The sequence below is a fragment of the Enterococcus gallinarum genome (assembly GCF_021496385.1).
GTDB classification, from domain to species: domain Bacteria; phylum Bacillota; class Bacilli; order Lactobacillales; family Enterococcaceae; genus Enterococcus_D; species Enterococcus_D gallinarum.
In genome coordinates this window covers 854,289-871,524 of the sequence record NZ_CP050816.1, presented here as the reverse complement: position 1 = coordinate 871,524, position 17,236 = coordinate 854,289, and the positions used below count along the sequence as shown (strand labels likewise).

Here is a 17,236-nt window from a genome sequence, read left to right as displayed (position 1 = left end):
ATTAGGAGATAGCTGTTTCTAAGCCAACTTTGATCATATCATTGAATGTTGTTTGTCTCTCTTCCGCTGTTGTTTCTTCTCCAGTGATGATATGATCACTGACTGTGCAGATCGCTAAGGTCTGTACGTGGAATTTTGCTCCTAAATAGTAAAGCGCAGCGGCCTCCATCTCAACACCTAATACACCAAGATCAGCCAATTCCACTGTTTCTGCCATATCATCTTTATAGAAAGTATCTTCCGATAAAATGTTCCCAACGTGGGTGGTAAAGCCGGATGCAATCGCTGTATCATACGCTTTACGCAACAAGTCGAAATCTGCGATTGGCGGAAAATGAAAACTTTGAAAGTTCTTTGCTACCATGGAAGAACTTGTCGCTGCAGCTTGGGCGATCACTAAGTCCCGAACATGAACATCTTTAGAAATCGCGCCACAAGTGCCGACACGAATCAATTTTTTTACGCCATAAGAATTGATCAATTCATGGGCATAAATGGTCGCAGAAGGCATCCCCATACCAGTTCCTTGTACTGATACTCGCTCACCTTTGTAGACACCGGTATAACCGAGCATCCCTCGGACATTGTTATAACAGATCGGGTCTTCTAAAAATGTTTCTGCAATGTATTTTGCGCGTAGAGGATCGCCAGGTAATAAAATCTTATCAGCAATCTCGCCAGCTTTTGCTTCAATATGAACGCTCATCTTTTCGCTCCTTTTCTACTTCTCTTTTATGCTCTTTTTTTAGGGTTTGCTTGTTTTACAGATTCGCTAAAGTTTCTTTGATCAGCGCTTTAAATTCGGCTTTGACCCGTTCTGTTGTCTCTACGACTTCTTCATGGTTCAGGCTTGCTTGCATACCAGCAGCTAGATTGGTGATACATGAAACGCCCAACACTTTCAAGCCACTATGAACAGCTACGATTACCTCAGGAACCGTCGACATACCCACAGCATCTGCACCAATCGTACGAGCAAATCGAATTTCAGCAGGTGTTTCATAAGTCGGCCCAGAAAAGCCCATGTAAACTCCTTCTTTTAAGTGGAGACCTTTTGTTTCTGCAATTTGTTTTGCTGTTTCCCGGTAGCTTGGATGATAAGCCTGGCTCATATCAGGGAATCGTGGTCCCATTTCTTCTTCGTTAGCCCCAATCAATGGATTGTCCCCCATGAAATTGATTTGATCCGTGATCAACATCAAATCACCAGGTTGGAAACTTTCATTCACTCCGCCGCATGCGTTCGTCACAACAAGTGAATGTGCTTCAAGGGCCGCCATTACTCGAACAGGGTAAGTAACTGTCTGCATGGAATGTCCTTCATAGTAATGGAAACGACCTTGCATCGCCAATACTTTTTTTCCAGATAATGTACCATAAACTAGTTGTCCGGCATGCCCGACGACTGTTGAAACTGGAAAATGAGGGATATCGTTATAAGGCAGCACAATTGGATTTTCAATCTCATCTGCTAATTCACCTAATCCTGAACCTAAGATCAAACCAAAATCAATAGATCCTACCCCTTTTTCCTTGATGAATGTCGTTGTTTCCTGCAATTTCTCATGTAATGTTGTCATTTCTCCACCTCTAATTTAAATGATTTAAGAAGCTTTCCCCATTTTCTGTTGCCGGTACTGCAAAGTTTTCTGCAATTGTTGCTGAAATATCGGCATAATGGCCTTGGGGTAGTTGGCCTTGTCCTTTAAATTGTTTGCTGTAAACCAATAATGGTACATATTCTCTTGTATGATCAGTCCCAGTAAAGGTTGGATCATTTCCGTGATCGGCTGTGATCATTAATAAATCATCGTCAGCCATGGCATCCAGAATCTCTGGGATTCTTAAATCGAAATCTTCAATGGCATGAGCATAACCGACAACATCCCGGCGATGGCCGTAAAGCGCATCGAAATCAACTAAATTAGTAAAACTTAGGCCGGTAAAGTCTTGCTTCATCACATTCAATAGCTGATCCACACCATCCATATTGCTCTTTGTTCTTACTGAATCAGTGATTCCTTGACCATTGAAGATGTCATTGATCTTTCCGACAGCGATGACGTCTTTGCCAGCATCTTTCAACGAATCCAACACTGTGTGTCCAAAAGGATCCAGTGCATAGTCATGCCGGTTGCTTGTCCGGGTGAAGTTTCCTGGTTCACCAACATAAGGGCGAGCAATGATGCGGCCGATCATATATGGTTCATCTTTGGTAATATCACGCACATATTGGCAAATGCGATACAATTCTTCCAACGGAATGATTTCTTCATGAGCTGCAATTTGCAAGACTGGATCGGCAGACGTATAAACGATCAAATCGCCTGTTTTCATTTGGTGTTCACCGTAATCATCAATGACTGCTGTACCGGAATAAGGTTTGTTGCAGACGATTTTACGTCCAGAAAATTCTTCGATTTGTTGCAGCAATTCTTGAGGAAATCCGTCAGGAAACACACGAAACGGTTTTTGAATATTCAAACCCATGATTTCCCAGTGTCCAGTCATGGTATCTTTTCCGACAGAGATTTCTTCTAGTTTCGTTGCATAGCCGTCATGGTCTGCTACATTTTTGACACCATCCAGCGGTCGGATCGTACCAAGACCTAACTGTTCCAAATGAGGAATCGTCAATCCAGCTTCTTTGGCGATATGTCCTAATGTATCAGAACCAACGTCACCAAATTTTTCTGCATCGGGCGCTTCACCGATACCTACAGAATCCATTACGATCAAATGTACACGTTTAAACATTCTTTTCCCTACTTTCTTTTATTGTTATTCTTTTCTTATCATACTAGAAATAAGAAAGATTTGCCTTTAAGGATGTTTGAGATATTGGGTTTCTTGCTGCTACACAAAAAAAAGGGCAGGGCACAGCAACACAAACATGTCCCATAGCCCCACCCTTTCATACAGAAAAAATTATTTAGATTTGATGTAGTTCTTACCGTTAGCTTTAGGTCCTGCCGCTTTCCCAAGGAACAGCACTAGAACAATAATTGTTAACGCATATGGTGCTGCTTGTAGATAAACCGCTGGAATGGAGGAAATGATTGGCAATTGTCCGCCAACGATACTGATGTTTTGCGCAAAGCCGAAGAAAATTGCAGCGCCCATCGCACCTAACGGATTCCATTTACCAAAGATCATTGCTGCCATTGAGATAAACCCTTGACCGGCAATCGTTGTTACAGCAAAACGTCCAGCGATTGATTGGGCAAATAACGCGCCACCCATTCCGCCTAGGAAACCGGAGATCAACACGCCAGAATAGCGCATCACATAGACATTGATTCCTAAGGTATCTGCTGCCTGAGGGTGTTCACCCACGGAACGTAGCCGTAAGCCAAATCGTGTTTTAAAGATGACAAACCAAGCAATCACAGAAATCAAGATCGCAAAGTAAGCAGGTAAAAACGTTTGGTTAAAGAAGACTGGACCAATCACAGGAATATCACGCAACACAGGAAAATTGAAATACCCTAATGTTTGTTGAATATTGTCTGTTTGCCCTTTGTTGTAGATGGCTTTAACTAAGAAGACAGCCAGCGCTGGCGCCATCAAATTCATTACGGTACCACTGATAATGTGATCTGCTCTAAAGTTGATGGTGGCTACAGCATGCAGCAGTGAGAAGGCCATTCCTACTAACCCGCCGACTAGCATTCCTAACCAAGGTGTCCATGCACCAAATTGTGACGCAAATTCAATATTGAAAACGATCGAACTGAAGGCACCCATCACCATGATTCCTTCAAGACCTACGTTAACGATCCCGCTTCGCTCTGAGAAAACGCCGCCCAGTGCAGTCAGGATCAATGGTGCAGCATAAATCAACGTTTGTGTGACGATCGAAGAAATTAAACTGATATTCATTAGATGGTTCCTCCTTCCTGATCTTGATTATTTGGCTTTGCTTCAATTTCTTGGACAACAGCGACTTCCTTTTTGCCATCAAAGATTTTAGCTAATACAAAACGAATCACGTAGCTGATCGCAACGAAGAAGATGATGATCGCAATGTCGACATCAACAAGTTCTGAAGGAATCCCTGCAAACTGCATTCCTTGTCCGCCCAGTTTAAGAACACTGAACAGCAATGCAGAAAGTAAAATCCCAATCGAAGACCCGCTGCCTAATAATGAGACTGCCATCCCATCAAAACCAATACTCAATGACGAACCTTGAACGAAGAAGTTTTCAAAAGTTCCCAAACCTTGAACGACGCCACCTAATCCAGCTAATGTTCCAGAGATGATCATTGAAATAATGATTGTCCGTTTGCTGCTCATCCCAGCATACTCAGATGCGGTTGGATTCAAACCAACTGCTCGAATCTCATAACCTAACGTTGTTTTCTTCATCATGAACCAAATCAACACGAGGAAGATCAGTGCCATGAAAATACCAATGTTTAACCGGGAATTGTTGGTCAAATTTGCTAAGAAAGGTGTTTGTAAAGAGGCATTGTCGCCTACCATTTTGGTCACACCTTTTGTTGTGATCATGGATTCATTCATGACGTTATTGACGATATGATTTCCTGTATACAATAAAATATAATTCATCATAATAGTTACGATAACTTCACTCGTACCAAAGAAGGCACGTAAGATACCTGGAATAGCTGCAGCAATTGCACCACAGGCTGCCCCTACAAGAATAGCGGTAGGCAACACGATGATTCGAGGAGCATCTGGCATAGACAATGCGACCCAGATACTTGCTACCCATCCTGCTAATGCTTGTCCAGAAAGACCGATATTAAAGAATCCTGCAGAATTCGCTACTGCGAATCCCAAAGCTGTAAAAATCAGTGGACCAGCTGTAACGAAAATCTCACCAATATTTCTAGCATTCAATCCGCCGTTTTGACCATTGATAAATACGGTACGGAACATTTGAAGATACCCATCGATTGGGCTGTAGCCAAATGCCGCCATGATGATTCCACCAAGGATAAAACCAAGCAGAACAGCAATGATCGGCACAAGCAGGTTCCGAATTTTTTCTTTGCGGTTATTCAACAGAACCACCTACTTCCTCCATTTGTAGCTCGCGTCGGGCTTCTTCTAATGAATAACCCGCCATTAGTAATCCGAGTTCTTTTTCTGATGTCTCTTTCGGATCAACGACGCCAACAATCTCACCAGCATGGATAACGGCGATTCGGTCTGATACGTTCAAAATCTCATCTAATTCGAAGCTGACTAACAAGACAGCTTTGAATTTGTCCCGCTGTTCGATCAAACGTTTATGGATAAACTCAATTGCGCCTACGTCTAAGCCCCGTGTTGGGTTCGCTACGACCAAAAGATCCGGATCACGGCTGATTTCCCGTGCAATAATCGCCTTTTGCTGATTCCCGCCAGAGAGGGCACGAGCAGGAACAATCTCATTGACTGTACGGACATCAAACTCTTGGATCAATCCACGGGCAAATTCATTCATTTCCCCGTAGTCCAGCACGCCATAATTGCTCAGCGGTTTTTGATAATACGTTTGTAAAGCAATGTTTTCTGAAAGCATCATGTCTAGAACCAATCCATATTTATGACGGTCTTCCGGCACATGCCCGACACCTGCCTCCGTTACTTTACGAGGTTTGAAATTTGTAATGTCGTCACCATTCAATAAGACTTTGCCGCTTTCGGATTTTCTTAATCCTGTGATTGCCTGTAGCAATTCCGACTGTCCGTTGCCATCGATTCCGGCAATCCCCAGAACTTCCCCAGCCCGCACTTCCAAACTTAAGCCTTTAACAGCCTCTAGGCCGCGATTTTCTTTTACAACTAAGTTTTCGATAGACAGGACGACTTCTTTTGGTTCTGCAGGTTTTTTCGGTGTTTTGAAGGAAACAGAACGACCAACCATCATATCTGCCAATTGCTGTGACGTTACGTCTTTGACATTGACTGTACCTATTCCTTTGCCTCGGCGAATCACTGTACAACGGTCCGCTACTGCTTTGATTTCATCCAACTTATGAGTAATCAAAATGATGGATTTTCCTTCCCGAACAAGTCCTCTCATAATGACAATCAATTCTTCGATTTCTTGTGGTGTCAGTACTGCAGTTGGTTCATCAAAAATCAGTACATCTGCACCCCGGTATAATGTTTTTAGAATCTCCACACGCTGTTCCATCCCGACTGAGATGTCTCGCACATAAGCATCTGGGTCAACCGATAAGCCATATTGCTCAGAAACCCGTTTGATTTCTTTGCGGGCTTTTTTACGGTCCAACACACCCAATTTATTTGGTTCGCTTCCTAAAATGATATTTTCCGTGACAGTAAACGCGTCAACCAGCATAAAATGCTGATGGACCATACCAATGCCAAGTTTATTAGCTGCTGTAGGGCTAGTAATATTCACTTTCTCCCCATTCATCAAGATATCGCCTGATGTCGGTTCTAACAAACCTGACAGCATATTCATCAAGGTCGACTTGCCAGCTCCGTTTTCCCCAAGCAATGCGTGGATTTCTCCCGGCCTTACTTGTAAGTTGACATCGTCATTGGCTTTGAAGGTTCCAAACTCTTTGGTGATATGGCGCATTTCTACAACATATTTTTCTTCAGCCAAGTTTCTCACATCCTTACTTTCTAATTCGCTCTCACACTCAGTGACACAACAATTTTTAATACAAATAAATGCTATTGCTTAGGATGGTTATTATCCTCATGAAAACTCAACAGCTTTCATCAAGACATTAACCACTAAAGATGTATTAGCAAGACGAGCATCTGAACGATAGCGAATCGCTCAACTCTACTATCGTTCAGAATTTCTTGTCTTTTTTTTTCATTGTTTAAAAAAACTTGCTTATTTTTCTGGTTTTTCTGGCACTTCAACTTTGCCATCGATCACATCTTGTTTTGCTGTTTCGATCGCTGCTTTTGCATCATCTGATAAGAAACCTTCAGTGATATCTACACCGCCGTCTTTCAAACCATAAACGATGTGTTCGCCGCCAGGGAAGTTATCTTCTAATGCACGTGTTGAAATATCTTGTACGGCTGCGCCTACACCTTTAAGTGTTGAAGCCAATGTGAAGTTGTCTTCTTTGCCGTCTTTTGTTTTGTATGCACCTTCGTCTTGTTGGTCGCTATCTACACCGATAACCCAAACTTTTTTGTCTGCAAGGTCAGCTTCGTTCAATTGTTCATTGATTGCTTTTGCTTCTTGGAAGACACCAGCACCAGTACCACCTGAAGCATGGAAGATTACGTCAACGCCGCCTTGGTACATTGAAGCTGCTAGGGCTTTCCCTTTTGCAGGGTCACCAAATGATGCTGCATATTGAGAATCAATTTTAATCTCTTTGCCTAATGCTTTAGAAGCATCTTCGACACCTTTGATAAAACCAGCTTCAAAACGGTCGATTACGACACCTTCTTCACCGCCGATAAAGCCAACTTTGTTTGTTTTTGTTGTATAAGCTGCTGCAAAACCAGCTAAGTAAGCTGCTTCGTTGTCTTTGAAGGTTGCAGAAACAACATTGTCTTTGCCTTCGATGACATCATCGATAATCCCAAATTGAGTATCAGGGTTTTGTGCTGCAGCTGCTTCAATTGAATCTTTCAATAGGTAACCGACACCAAAAATCGTTTTGAATCCGTTTTGGACAGCACCATTTACGTTTGTTGTATATTCTGAAGCTTCATTTGATTGAACGTAGTCATATCCACCAACACCGCGAGCGATGTTATGTTCTTTCCCCCAAGCTTCCAAACCTTCCCAAGCAGATTGGTTGAATGAACGGTCATCTACACCACCGATATCGGTAACGATTGCTACACTGTGTGCTGCATCTGTTTTGCCGTCTGCAGAACCGCCGCCTGTTGAATCAGTCGAACCTGACTTTCCTCCATTGCCACATGCACCAAGTAGTGTCAACCCAGCCACTGCAACAATTCCTAAACTAAATAATTTTGCTTTTTTCATTGCTGTAAAGCCCCCTATAAAATAGTTTTTATTTTTCAACAGCCGCTTCGACTGAATGAACATGGTTTATAGATCTTTGTTCGTAAAATAATATGGCAGCAACCCTTCGACAGTTGTCTCTTTGATTATACCATCGTCTCCCACAAGAGTGACTGGCATATCCGGCTGACAGAACTCAACCATTACTTGGCGGCAGGCGCCACAAGGTGAGATAGGCTCTGGCGTATGACCAGCAACAACTAAGTGTTGAAAGTCTTTTTCGCCTTCTGAAATTGCTTTGAAAAATGCGGTGCGTTCCGCGCAATTCGTTAAGCCAAACGAAGCATTTTCGATATTGATGCCTTGATAGATGGTTCCTTTTTTGGTGACCAAGCAGGCCCCAACTGGAAATTTAGAATAAGGAACGTAAGCTTTGTCTAATGCGGCAACTGCCGTTTCGATCCACTCTTTTTTCGCTTTTGTCATGATGAACCTCACTTTATTGAATTAGTAGCCAGCCCCCGTTGACCCTGTAACGATTGCTACACTTGCACTGGTTCCTAAACGATTTGCTCCTGCTTCGACCATTGCTGCTGCTTCTGCTTCGTTATGGATGCCGCCAGATGCTTTCACACCCATTTCAGGGCCCACTGTTTCACGCATCAGTTTGACATCAGCAACAACCGCTCCGCCAGTAGAGAATCCTGTCGATGTTTTGACAAAATCAGCTCCTGCTGCTTTCGCTAATTCACAGGCCTTTACGATTTCTTCATTGTCTAAAAGTGCTGTTTCAATAATGACTTTCACTAATGCTTTGTCTTTAGCTGCTGCAACAACCGCTTCGATATCCGCTTGAACTTTTTTGAACTGTTTTGATTTCAAGGCACCAATATTAATGACCATATCCACTTCATCGGCACCATTCTTGATGGCATCTGCCGTTTCATAAGCTTTGACTTCTGATGTATTGGCACCTAAAGGAAAGCCGATCACGGTACAAACAGCCGTCGGTTCACCTTTTAATTCTTCTGCTGCCAAAGCTACCCAAGTAGGATTGATACAGACAGAATAAAAGTGATAGGTTTTTGCCTCTTCAATGATGCGCAAGACATCTTCTTTTGTTGCATCTGCCTTTAAAATAGTGTGGTCGATCATGCGATTTAATTCCATTCCACTCGCTCCTTATTCTGTAATGATTTCATGGATCAACGGTGGCTCACCGCCGCTTTCTCCGATTTCAATATTTTGATAGATCAATTCGATGACATCATCGATGGCTTCTGTGTTGCTGTAGATCGTTAACAGTGCTTCACCTTGCTCAACAGACTCTCCCACTTTTTTATGCAGTTTGATTCCTACTGCGTGATCGATGTCTTCTTCTTTGGTTTTGCGGCCGGCACCTAACATCATAGCTGCGATGCCTAGTTCATTGGCAACGATCTTAGTTACGACGCCAGAAGTTTTTGCTGGTAATGCTCTTTGATAATTGGCAGTCAAGATTTGGCTTGGATCATCGATCACTGAATCATCGCCACCTTGATTACGGATCATTTCACGAAATTTAGCCAACGCTTTACCAGAGTGCAGTGCCTCTTCCAATAATGCGCGTGCTTCTTCCAACGATTCTGCTTTTTGGGCTAAAACAACCATTTGGCTGCCTAATGCATAGCACATTTCTTCTAAATCAGCTGGACCGTTTCCTTGCAATGTTTCAATAGCTTCCACTACTTCCAAACTATTTCCAATGGCTTCGCCTAATGGCTGTGACATATCTGAGATCACAGCCATTGTCTGACGGTTCGCTAATTTGCCAATCCGAACCATCGTTTGTGCTAAGCGTTTGGCATCCTCAATTTTCTTCATGAAAGCACCGTCACCAGTCGTCACATCTAACACGATGGCATCCGCACCTGCTGCGATTTTCTTACTCATGATCGAGCTAGCGATCAATGGAATCGAGCTTACGGTCGCTGTGACATCCCGCAACGCATATAATTTTTTGTCTGCAGGGGCCAAATCCCCCGACTGACCGATAACCGCCACTTTGCTTTCGTTTACGAGGCGAATAAACTCTTCTTCTGCAATCTCAATCTGAAACCCGGGAATTGATTCTAATTTATCCAGCGTACCGCCTGTGTAACCAAGTCCACGACCAGACATCTTGGCAACTGGCACACCAACACTTGCTACTAGTGGTGCTAGAATCAACGTGGTAGTATCACCGACACCCCCTGTTGAATGTTTATCTACTTTGATGCCTTCGATTGAAGAAAGATCAATGACTTCACCAGAATTTGCCATAGCTAAAGTTAGGTTTGTGATTTCTTCATCGGACATATCCACATAAAAAATAGCCATCAACAAAGCACTCATCTGATAATCTGGAATACTTCCTTCAGTATACGCAGTTACAATGTAGTCGATCTCTTCCTTTGTCAATGACTTACCGTCACGCTTTTTTTCAATTAAATCCACCATTCGCATCAAAATGACCCTCGCTTCCTCTGACATTATACAATATTTTTCTTGTAGGTAAACCACTTTAGTAAAACGGTTTACTATATAAAACAAAACTATGAAAACACTTACAATTGGAAATATACCGCACTATTTCGCAATTGTCAATGCCTTCACGCTCTCACGAAGAATTAATTTTGTATCAAAAATCTTATTTGGAATTCTTCGAGAAGGAAACTCGATGGCGTCTACCAAAAATTTCGCTGCCGTAAAGCCAATCTCAAAGGTTGGCTGCATCACCGTGGTCAATGGTGGTGTGATGTATTCCGTTAGCTTCAATGCGTCAAAACCAATCACAGAAATATCCTCGGGCACTTTTTTCCCTGCTTCATAGATTGCTTGATAACAGCCGATCGCCATAGCATCATTCCCACAAAAAATAGCCGTAAGCTCGCGGTATTTCAATAATTTCTTGCAGGCATCGTATCCGCCGGTCACTGTTAACTCAGCCGACTCCACGTAACGCCCTTTAAACGGGATCTGATGATCTTTCAACGCATGACGATAACCATTGAAACGTTCTTCCAATTGATAATAACCAGTACTTTCTTTTAGCATACCGATGTTTTGATGGCCATTATTGATCAGATAGCTGACTGCTTGATAAGCGCCTTCGTATTCTTTCACAATCAAACGGCCATTGTCTCTTTGATTGATTCCCCGATCGACGAGAATAATTGGTCGGTCATCAAAAAAACCGCTCTTCAATGAATACTCGTCAGGCAGCTGATGCGGTGTTGCCAAAAGAATACCATCCACTGATCGATGAGACAGCTCTCTCAAATATTGTATTTCTTTTTCTTGGCTATGTCGGGAGTTACACAATACCAGCATATACCCCAATGGATTGAAATAACTTTCTGCTCCTTCAATGATTTTAGAAAAGAAAAAATCCGTAACGTCAGGGACAATCATACCGATCGTTTTTGAGTGGCGATTGATTAGATTCGAAGCAAAAAAATCTGGCTTATAATGGTGCTTATTAACGATATCCAGTACCCGTTTGCGGGTTTCTTCACTGAAACGGCTACCTTTATTGTTCAGAATTTGCGAAACAGTAGTTACAGATACCCCTGCCATTTCAGCAATCTGCTTGATTGTCAGTTTCATTTACTTCTCACCTCTTTCTTGCCTAAAGTGTAGCAAATTTTTTCTAAAAAAAATAGCACCCCTTGCTTTCTTCCAAAATTTTCTTTTTACAAGGGTTAAAAAACAGCTCCATTCCTTAAAAAAATCGACAAAAGAAAACAAAAAATAAAAGACCAGCGATTCTAGGCAGCTCCTAGCAAATGATCGTGGTCTTTAAAAAACAGGTAAACCTATTGTGAACGTGAAAAACGTCTGCTTTGCGCGCTTATTCTTTGTAGCTTTGAATAATATAATACCCTTTGTCTTTTTTGATGATTTCGGCATTACCAAAGGTTTGTTGCATTTTCTTTTGGGCACTGGGGGCACCTTGTTTCTTTTGAATCACGATCGTTAATGTGCCGCCCGTTTTCAATAGCGGCAGAGCCCCTGTCAAGATCTCATGAACAACCTCTTTGCCTGCCCGAATAGGTGGATTGCTAAGAATTGCTGCGTATTCGCCTTGATGCAAGGTTTCGTAAATGTTTGAGGCATGAATGTCGGCATTCTCGATGCCATTTCGTTTCGCATTGCCTTGGGCAAGATCAACCGCCCGCTGGTTGATATCGATCATTTCCACTGGACGCTGGGATGCATAAGCCAATGACAACCCGATCGGTCCATAGCCACACCCCACATCCAAAATCGTTCCCTCTGGTAAATCCGCCCATTCAAAGGCATCAATCAGTACGCGAGAGCCATAATCGACGGTCTCCCGGGAAAATACCCCACTATCTGTCACAAACTGAAATTTCTTTCCTTTTAACTCAAAAGACCATTGTTCAAAATCATGTGCTGTTTCCGGATTTTCTGTATAATAGTGATTTCCCATCTTTGTTCACCCTTTTTTCTTTTAACTAGCGATAGTTCTCGCTTTATCTGTTTGACAATCAAAAGCATTTCATTTGCTGACTCTTTTCCATGATACCGAAATTCCTGCAGAAGTAAACTCCCGATAATCGTTTCCTCAATGAATCTTAGATAATTTTCGTTTCTTTGCCAACGATTTTTCCTGGTTTTTTTATAAGTTCCTGCCATTTCTATGGTAAAATATTTCCGAGCAGCAACCAGATACAGAAAATCAGCCTTTTCTGAAGGCCAAGTACCGGTCTGCAAAGATAGGCAGGTTCTATATGAAGGAGTCGAACATGCAAGAAACCATGAATTTTTATCAAATTCCTCGGGAGCAATGGCAAGGCTTTTACACCAATGGCATGATGCCTTTCACTCAAGAAGAATTAGACAATATCAAAAGTTTGAATGACCGCATCTCGGTCCAAGATGTCGAAGATGTTTACGTGCCACTGTGCCATCTGATCCACCTTTATATGAAAGAATTTGAATCTCTCACGTTAAGTAAAGGACTTTTCTTGCATCGTTATGTCAAAATGCCGCCATTCATTATTGGCATTGCCGGCAGTGTCGCTGTTGGTAAAAGCACAACGGCGCGTTTGGTTCAAAACCTGTTGAGCCGGCTTTTCCCTCGGCGCACCGTGCAACTGATTACTACTGATGGCTTTTTGTACCCAAACGAGGTCCTAGAAGCACGAGGGATCTTGGATCGAAAAGGATTCCCTGAAAGTTATGACATGGAAGCATTGATCAATTTTTTGAACGCGGTGAAGTCTGGAGAATCTGAAATCAAGATCCCCGTTTACTCTCATGAAGTTTATAATATTATTCCGGATACGTTTGAAATCATCAATCAGCCAGATATTTTGATCGTTGAAGGAATCAATACATTACAGCTGCCCGCAAACCAGCAGATTTATGTCAGTGATTTCTTCGACTTTTCGATTTTCGTGGATGCGCAGCCCGATCTGATCGAAAAGTGGTATTTAGAGCGTTTTGAATCTCTTTTGGATACGGCTTTTCAAAAACCAAACAATTATTACTATCAGTATGCGATTGGCGACCGCGGTGAAGCAATCAAAATGGCAAAAGAAGTATGGAAAAATGTGAATTTAAAGAATTTACACGAGTATATCTTGCCTACACGCAGCAGAGCCGATATAATTCTCCATAAAACAAAGCACCATTCAATCGATGAAGTATTCTTGCGAAAATATTGACTGCTTCATTATTCACCCTTATGCTGTTGAAAAGGAATCTTCCTTTTTTCAATAAAACTAAAAGAATAGAGGTAATTTATTGTGACAAACGTTGACAACATGCCAAACGTTGAAAAAATTATCGTACTCGATTACGGTAGTCAGTACAATCAACTGATCACCCGACGTATTCGTGAGTTCGGTGTTTTCTCAGAGTTATTGAGCCACCGCATTACTGCTGAAGAAGTAAAGGCAATGAATCCTAAAGGGATCATCCTTTCTGGCGGTCCAAACAGTGTGTATGATGAGAAGGCATTTGGTATTGATGAAAAGATTTTTGATTTGGGGATCCCCGTGTTAGGAATCTGTTACGGTATGCAGTTGATTACTTATAAATTAGGCGGAAAAGTTGAACCAGCCAAAAACCGCGAATACGGTAAAGCAGAATTGGAAGTCACTTCTGCCGATGCTGCTCTTTTCCAAAATACACCTGTGAAACAAACAGTTTGGATGAGTCATGGCGATTTAGTTACCCAAGCGCCAGCAGGTTTTGACGTCATTGCCACCAGCAAAGACTGTCCAATTGCTTCTATCCAACATGCAGAGCGCAAAATGTATGGTATCCAATTCCATGCCGAAGTCCGTCATTCCGAATATGGCAATGATTTGTTGCGTCACTTTGCAATCGATGTTTGCCAATGTACAGGCGACTGGACAATGGACAACTTCATTGATATGGAGATCGCTAAGATCCGCGAACAAGTGGGTGATAAGAAAGTCTTATTAGGTCTATCCGGCGGTGTTGATTCTTCTGTCGTTGGTGTTCTCTTACAAAAAGCGATTGGTGACCAATTAACGTGTATCTTTGTTGATCATGGTCTATTGCGTAAAGGAGAAGCCGAACAAGTCATGGAAAGTCTTGGCGGAAAATTCGGCTTGAATATTATCAAAGTTGATGCCAAAGAGCGTTTCCTATCCAAATTGGCTGGTGTTTCTGATCCAGAAGAAAAACGCAAGATCATTGGGAATGAATTCGTTTATGTCTTTGATGACGAAGCAACCAAGCTGGCCGGTGAAGAAGGCGTGTCTTTCCTTGCACAAGGGACCCTTTATACCGATGTGATCGAATCAGGAACAGAAACAGCACAAACGATCAAATCTCACCACAACGTAGGCGGTCTGCCTGAAGATATGCAATTCAAATTGATCGAACCATTGAACACATTGTTCAAAGACGAAGTTCGTGAATTAGGAACCCAATTAGGCATGCCCGACAGCATCGTATGGCGTCAACCATTCCCAGGACCAGGTCTAGGTATCCGTGTTCTTGGCGAATTGACTGAAGAAAAATTAGAGATCGTCCGTGATTCAGATGCCATCTTGCGAGAAGAAATCGCCAATGCTGGATTGGATCGCGACATTTGGCAATACTTCACTGTCCTACCAGGTATCCGCTCTGTAGGTGTAATGGGTGATGGCCGTACGTACGATTACACTGTTGGTATCCGTGCAGTCACTTCCATCGATGGAATGACCGCTGACTTTGCCCGCATCCCATGGGAAGTCTTACAAAAAATCAGCGTCCGTATCGTGAACGAAGTCGCACACGTCAATCGAATCGTGTATGATATTACGAGTAAGCCACCTGCAACTGTGGAGTGGGAATAAGAGAAAAGAGCTTAGAATCCTTTATTTAAAAGGGTTTTAGGCTCTTTTTATGCATGATTGCAACCATTTTGCAACCAACCTATATTATTTCTTATTTGTTAAATGTAGAATTCTTGCAAATCATCTATCCAAATTGCACCAAGTAAACCACCGTAACCAAAACCGCAGGCAATCTTAATGCTATTGTTTGCTTTGTAAATTTTGTCATATTTTCAAAAGCCAAATTTCAGTATTCAATACATTAACCTCTATCAAAAGTTTCATTCAGTTTTTCAAATACTTCATCATTTTGCCAACTAAGTTGAATCGGTGTCAGTACACTATCATAAAGTAAAATTTCACCACTACCAACTGTTTTGAAAAAAGGTTTTCTTTTAATTGGAATAATCGTAAACGTATCAATTCCTACAAGTTCAAATTCTCCCTTATGAACGGTTGTGATTTTCGTTTGGGGTGTATGCCCTACAATTTGTTTTTGATACTTTAGATTTGGCAAGCAGCTTAATTCATGGTCAAAATCAGCCCATAATGGACTACCTAAAAAGTATTCCCCACCTCTTGCCTTGCCGACATGGTCTTCTAAATTATCTAAATTATCGATTAAATTTTCATTTATCGTTTCAAAATGCCAATCTTCTAAATCAAAGTCTTGAGTGTAACCAGCATGACTAACCAAATAATCATCTAACAAAAAGGCAATTTGCAAATTTAATTTCAATAGCTTTCGACCGACTGAAAGAAATCCATCTGCATCTTGAAGTGAATACCTTCTAGGTGTAACCGTCAAATAAGACACGTCATGATTTCCTAAGAGGTTTATCACTTCAACACCGAAAACCTTCATCTTTGATTTCCATATGAACAAATAATCCAATTCATTCATGTAAAGGTCAAAGTTTCTTTCTTGCTCGTATGCGTCTGTATAGTCGCCTAGCAAAATCACTCGTTTAATGCCTAATTCTTTAACTTTCTGTTCAACCATTGGTAAGATTATTTGTGCTTTTAAGTGTAAATCTCCCACCAGAATCGTTTTCATATGGTCACCTCATCTATTTAATCAGTTATCAATCGTCCCATATATTTCCCAAACAATTTGGACACTGATAATGAATATCTGTTTTTGTTACATAATTTTTCACTTGAAATAATTTAATAATTTTTTTTAAAACTTGCTTATCTGAAAGATAGCACTTATCTATATAGATAATACTTTGATTGTTTAGTTCATCAAAAATAACTCTTCCTCGGGGTACATTGATATAGTCATCTGTATCAAACTTAAAATTAAGCGAATCGAACAACTCCCAATGATCGATATTACTATCATATAACCCATTTAAATTCCTTCCTTTTTTATAAGGTATATGATTTTCGATAATTTCACCATTACTACAAATAAAAAAAATTCCTATTCTATTCATTGCTCCACAACCTTCTGTGAGACTAATTATTCTAAACTCTTCAATTCATTCATTAACTCCGTAGCAGTATCTTTTGTATAAGGCTTCCCAATCAATAGCCCATATACTTCAATATTCGGAAAGAATAAGGAACTATCTTTTTTATCGTTGAGTTCTTCAATATATCCAAGGCGTTTTAAAATATAATAACCAATTGCTGAGCTTCGACTAATACCCTGCTCACAATGGAGAACAAAGTTTTTATCAGCATATTGGTCTATAAACTCATCTATTATCACCTTATCTTGTTCCGTTAATCGATTGCTACCTTCTGGCGTATTTCGGTCTATTTCATCAGCAAATGACCATTCATCATAAAAAGCTAAAGATAAGGTATCTAAATATCGTTTAGAGGCAGTGTCTTTCACTGGTGGTCTATCGCCAATTCTAATGGCAACAACTTGCTCTTTTGAAATTGGGGGTATCCACTCCAAAAATTTTTTTCGGCTCATGATGGTAACTTTATCCATTGAAAACCAC

17 protein-coding genes are annotated in these 17,236 nt (G+C 41.3%); 2 read left to right on the top strand and 15 right to left on the bottom strand.

All coding sequences use genetic code 11. From position 1 onward, the window contains the following. Window position 1: 1 nt before the first annotated feature. The 12 genes from deoD to HED61_RS04220 form a co-directional block, all read right to left on the bottom strand. Entirely contained in the window at window positions 2–706 is a 705-nt protein-coding gene (gene deoD / locus HED61_RS04275; RefSeq protein WP_003127946.1) for a purine-nucleoside phosphorylase, read from the bottom strand. A 55-nt stretch (window positions 707–761) separates the two neighbouring features. Then, on the bottom strand, window positions 762–1,580 hold the full coding sequence (locus HED61_RS04270; RefSeq protein ID WP_005470023.1) for a purine-nucleoside phosphorylase: 819 nt from the start codon (window positions 1,578–1,580) through the stop codon (window positions 762–764). A 10-nt stretch (window positions 1,581–1,590) separates the two neighbouring features. Next, the gene (gene deoB / locus HED61_RS04265; RefSeq protein WP_005470022.1) at window positions 1,591–2,757 is read right to left on the bottom strand and encodes a phosphopentomutase; all 1,167 of its coding nucleotides are present in this window, start codon (window positions 2,755–2,757) and stop codon (window positions 1,591–1,593) included. A gap of 171 nt (window positions 2,758–2,928) precedes the next feature. Beyond that, the gene (locus HED61_RS04260) at window positions 2,929–3,882 is read right to left on the bottom strand and encodes an ABC transporter permease (RefSeq protein ID WP_003127943.1); all 954 of its coding nucleotides are present in this window, start codon (window positions 3,880–3,882) and stop codon (window positions 2,929–2,931) included. Next, window positions 3,882–5,033: an ABC transporter permease gene (locus HED61_RS04255; RefSeq protein ID WP_021150638.1), complete on the bottom strand. Its 1,152-nt coding sequence runs from the start codon at window positions 5,031–5,033 to the stop codon at window positions 3,882–3,884. The genes HED61_RS04260 and HED61_RS04255 overlap by 1 nt, the downstream gene beginning before the upstream one ends. After that, the gene (locus HED61_RS04250) at window positions 5,026–6,567 is read right to left on the bottom strand and encodes an ABC transporter ATP-binding protein (protein ID WP_373368159.1); all 1,542 of its coding nucleotides are present in this window, start codon (window positions 6,565–6,567) and stop codon (window positions 5,026–5,028) included. Before HED61_RS04250 ends, HED61_RS04255 begins: the two co-directional genes overlap by 8 nt. 267 nt (window positions 6,568–6,834) lie before the next feature. Then, the gene (locus HED61_RS04245) at window positions 6,835–7,956 is read right to left on the bottom strand and encodes a BMP family lipoprotein (protein WP_003127940.1); all 1,122 of its coding nucleotides are present in this window, start codon (window positions 7,954–7,956) and stop codon (window positions 6,835–6,837) included. A 66-nt stretch (window positions 7,957–8,022) separates the two neighbouring features. Continuing rightward, on the bottom strand, window positions 8,023–8,421 hold the full coding sequence (locus tag HED61_RS04240; RefSeq protein WP_003127939.1) for a cytidine deaminase: 399 nt from the start codon (window positions 8,419–8,421) through the stop codon (window positions 8,023–8,025). A gap of 21 nt (window positions 8,422–8,442) precedes the next feature. Then, window positions 8,443–9,105, bottom strand: a complete 663-nt coding sequence (deoC, locus tag HED61_RS04235; protein ID WP_005470021.1) for a deoxyribose-phosphate aldolase — start codon at window positions 9,103–9,105, stop codon at window positions 8,443–8,445. Window positions 9,106–9,117: 12 nt separating this feature from the next. Beyond that, window positions 9,118–10,419, bottom strand: a complete 1,302-nt coding sequence (locus HED61_RS04230) for a pyrimidine-nucleoside phosphorylase (protein WP_003127936.1) — start codon at window positions 10,417–10,419, stop codon at window positions 9,118–9,120. A gap of 123 nt (window positions 10,420–10,542) precedes the next feature. After that, window positions 10,543–11,562 (bottom strand): LacI family DNA-binding transcriptional regulator, encoded by a 1,020-nt coding sequence (locus tag HED61_RS04225; RefSeq protein ID WP_003127935.1) that lies wholly within the window; start codon window positions 11,560–11,562, stop codon window positions 10,543–10,545. A 244-nt stretch (window positions 11,563–11,806) separates the two neighbouring features. Next, a complete protein-coding gene (locus HED61_RS04220; RefSeq protein WP_003127934.1) occupies window positions 11,807–12,409 on the bottom strand; it encodes a class I SAM-dependent methyltransferase in 603 nt (200 codons plus the stop codon). A 316-nt stretch (window positions 12,410–12,725) separates the two neighbouring features. On the opposite strand from HED61_RS04220, the gene coaA reads away from it, so the two are divergent. Further along, window positions 12,726–13,649, top strand: coding sequence for a type I pantothenate kinase (coaA, locus tag HED61_RS04215; RefSeq protein WP_003127932.1), 924 nt, complete (start codon window positions 12,726–12,728; stop codon window positions 13,647–13,649). Window positions 13,650–13,730: 81 nt separating this feature from the next. After that, window positions 13,731–15,296, top strand: a complete 1,566-nt coding sequence (guaA, locus tag HED61_RS04210; RefSeq protein ID WP_021150643.1) for a glutamine-hydrolyzing GMP synthase — start codon at window positions 13,731–13,733, stop codon at window positions 15,294–15,296. A 241-nt stretch (window positions 15,297–15,537) separates the two neighbouring features. Here the strand turns inward: guaA and HED61_RS04205 are convergent, their stop codons facing one another. Genes HED61_RS04205 through HED61_RS04195 form a run of 3 tightly spaced genes read right to left on the bottom strand, consistent with a single transcriptional unit; the run spans window position 15,538 to window position 17,226 of the window. Beyond that, entirely contained in the window at window positions 15,538–16,332 is a 795-nt protein-coding gene (locus HED61_RS04205; protein WP_219645217.1) for a metallophosphoesterase family protein, read from the bottom strand. A 28-nt stretch (window positions 16,333–16,360) separates the two neighbouring features. Continuing rightward, window positions 16,361–16,717 (bottom strand): hypothetical protein, encoded by a 357-nt coding sequence (locus HED61_RS04200; RefSeq protein ID WP_002392594.1) that lies wholly within the window; start codon window positions 16,715–16,717, stop codon window positions 16,361–16,363. A 26-nt stretch (window positions 16,718–16,743) separates the two neighbouring features. After that, the gene (locus tag HED61_RS04195) at window positions 16,744–17,226 is read right to left on the bottom strand and encodes a protein-tyrosine phosphatase family protein (protein ID WP_104670556.1); all 483 of its coding nucleotides are present in this window, start codon (window positions 17,224–17,226) and stop codon (window positions 16,744–16,746) included. Window positions 17,227–17,236 lie beyond the last annotated feature (10 nt).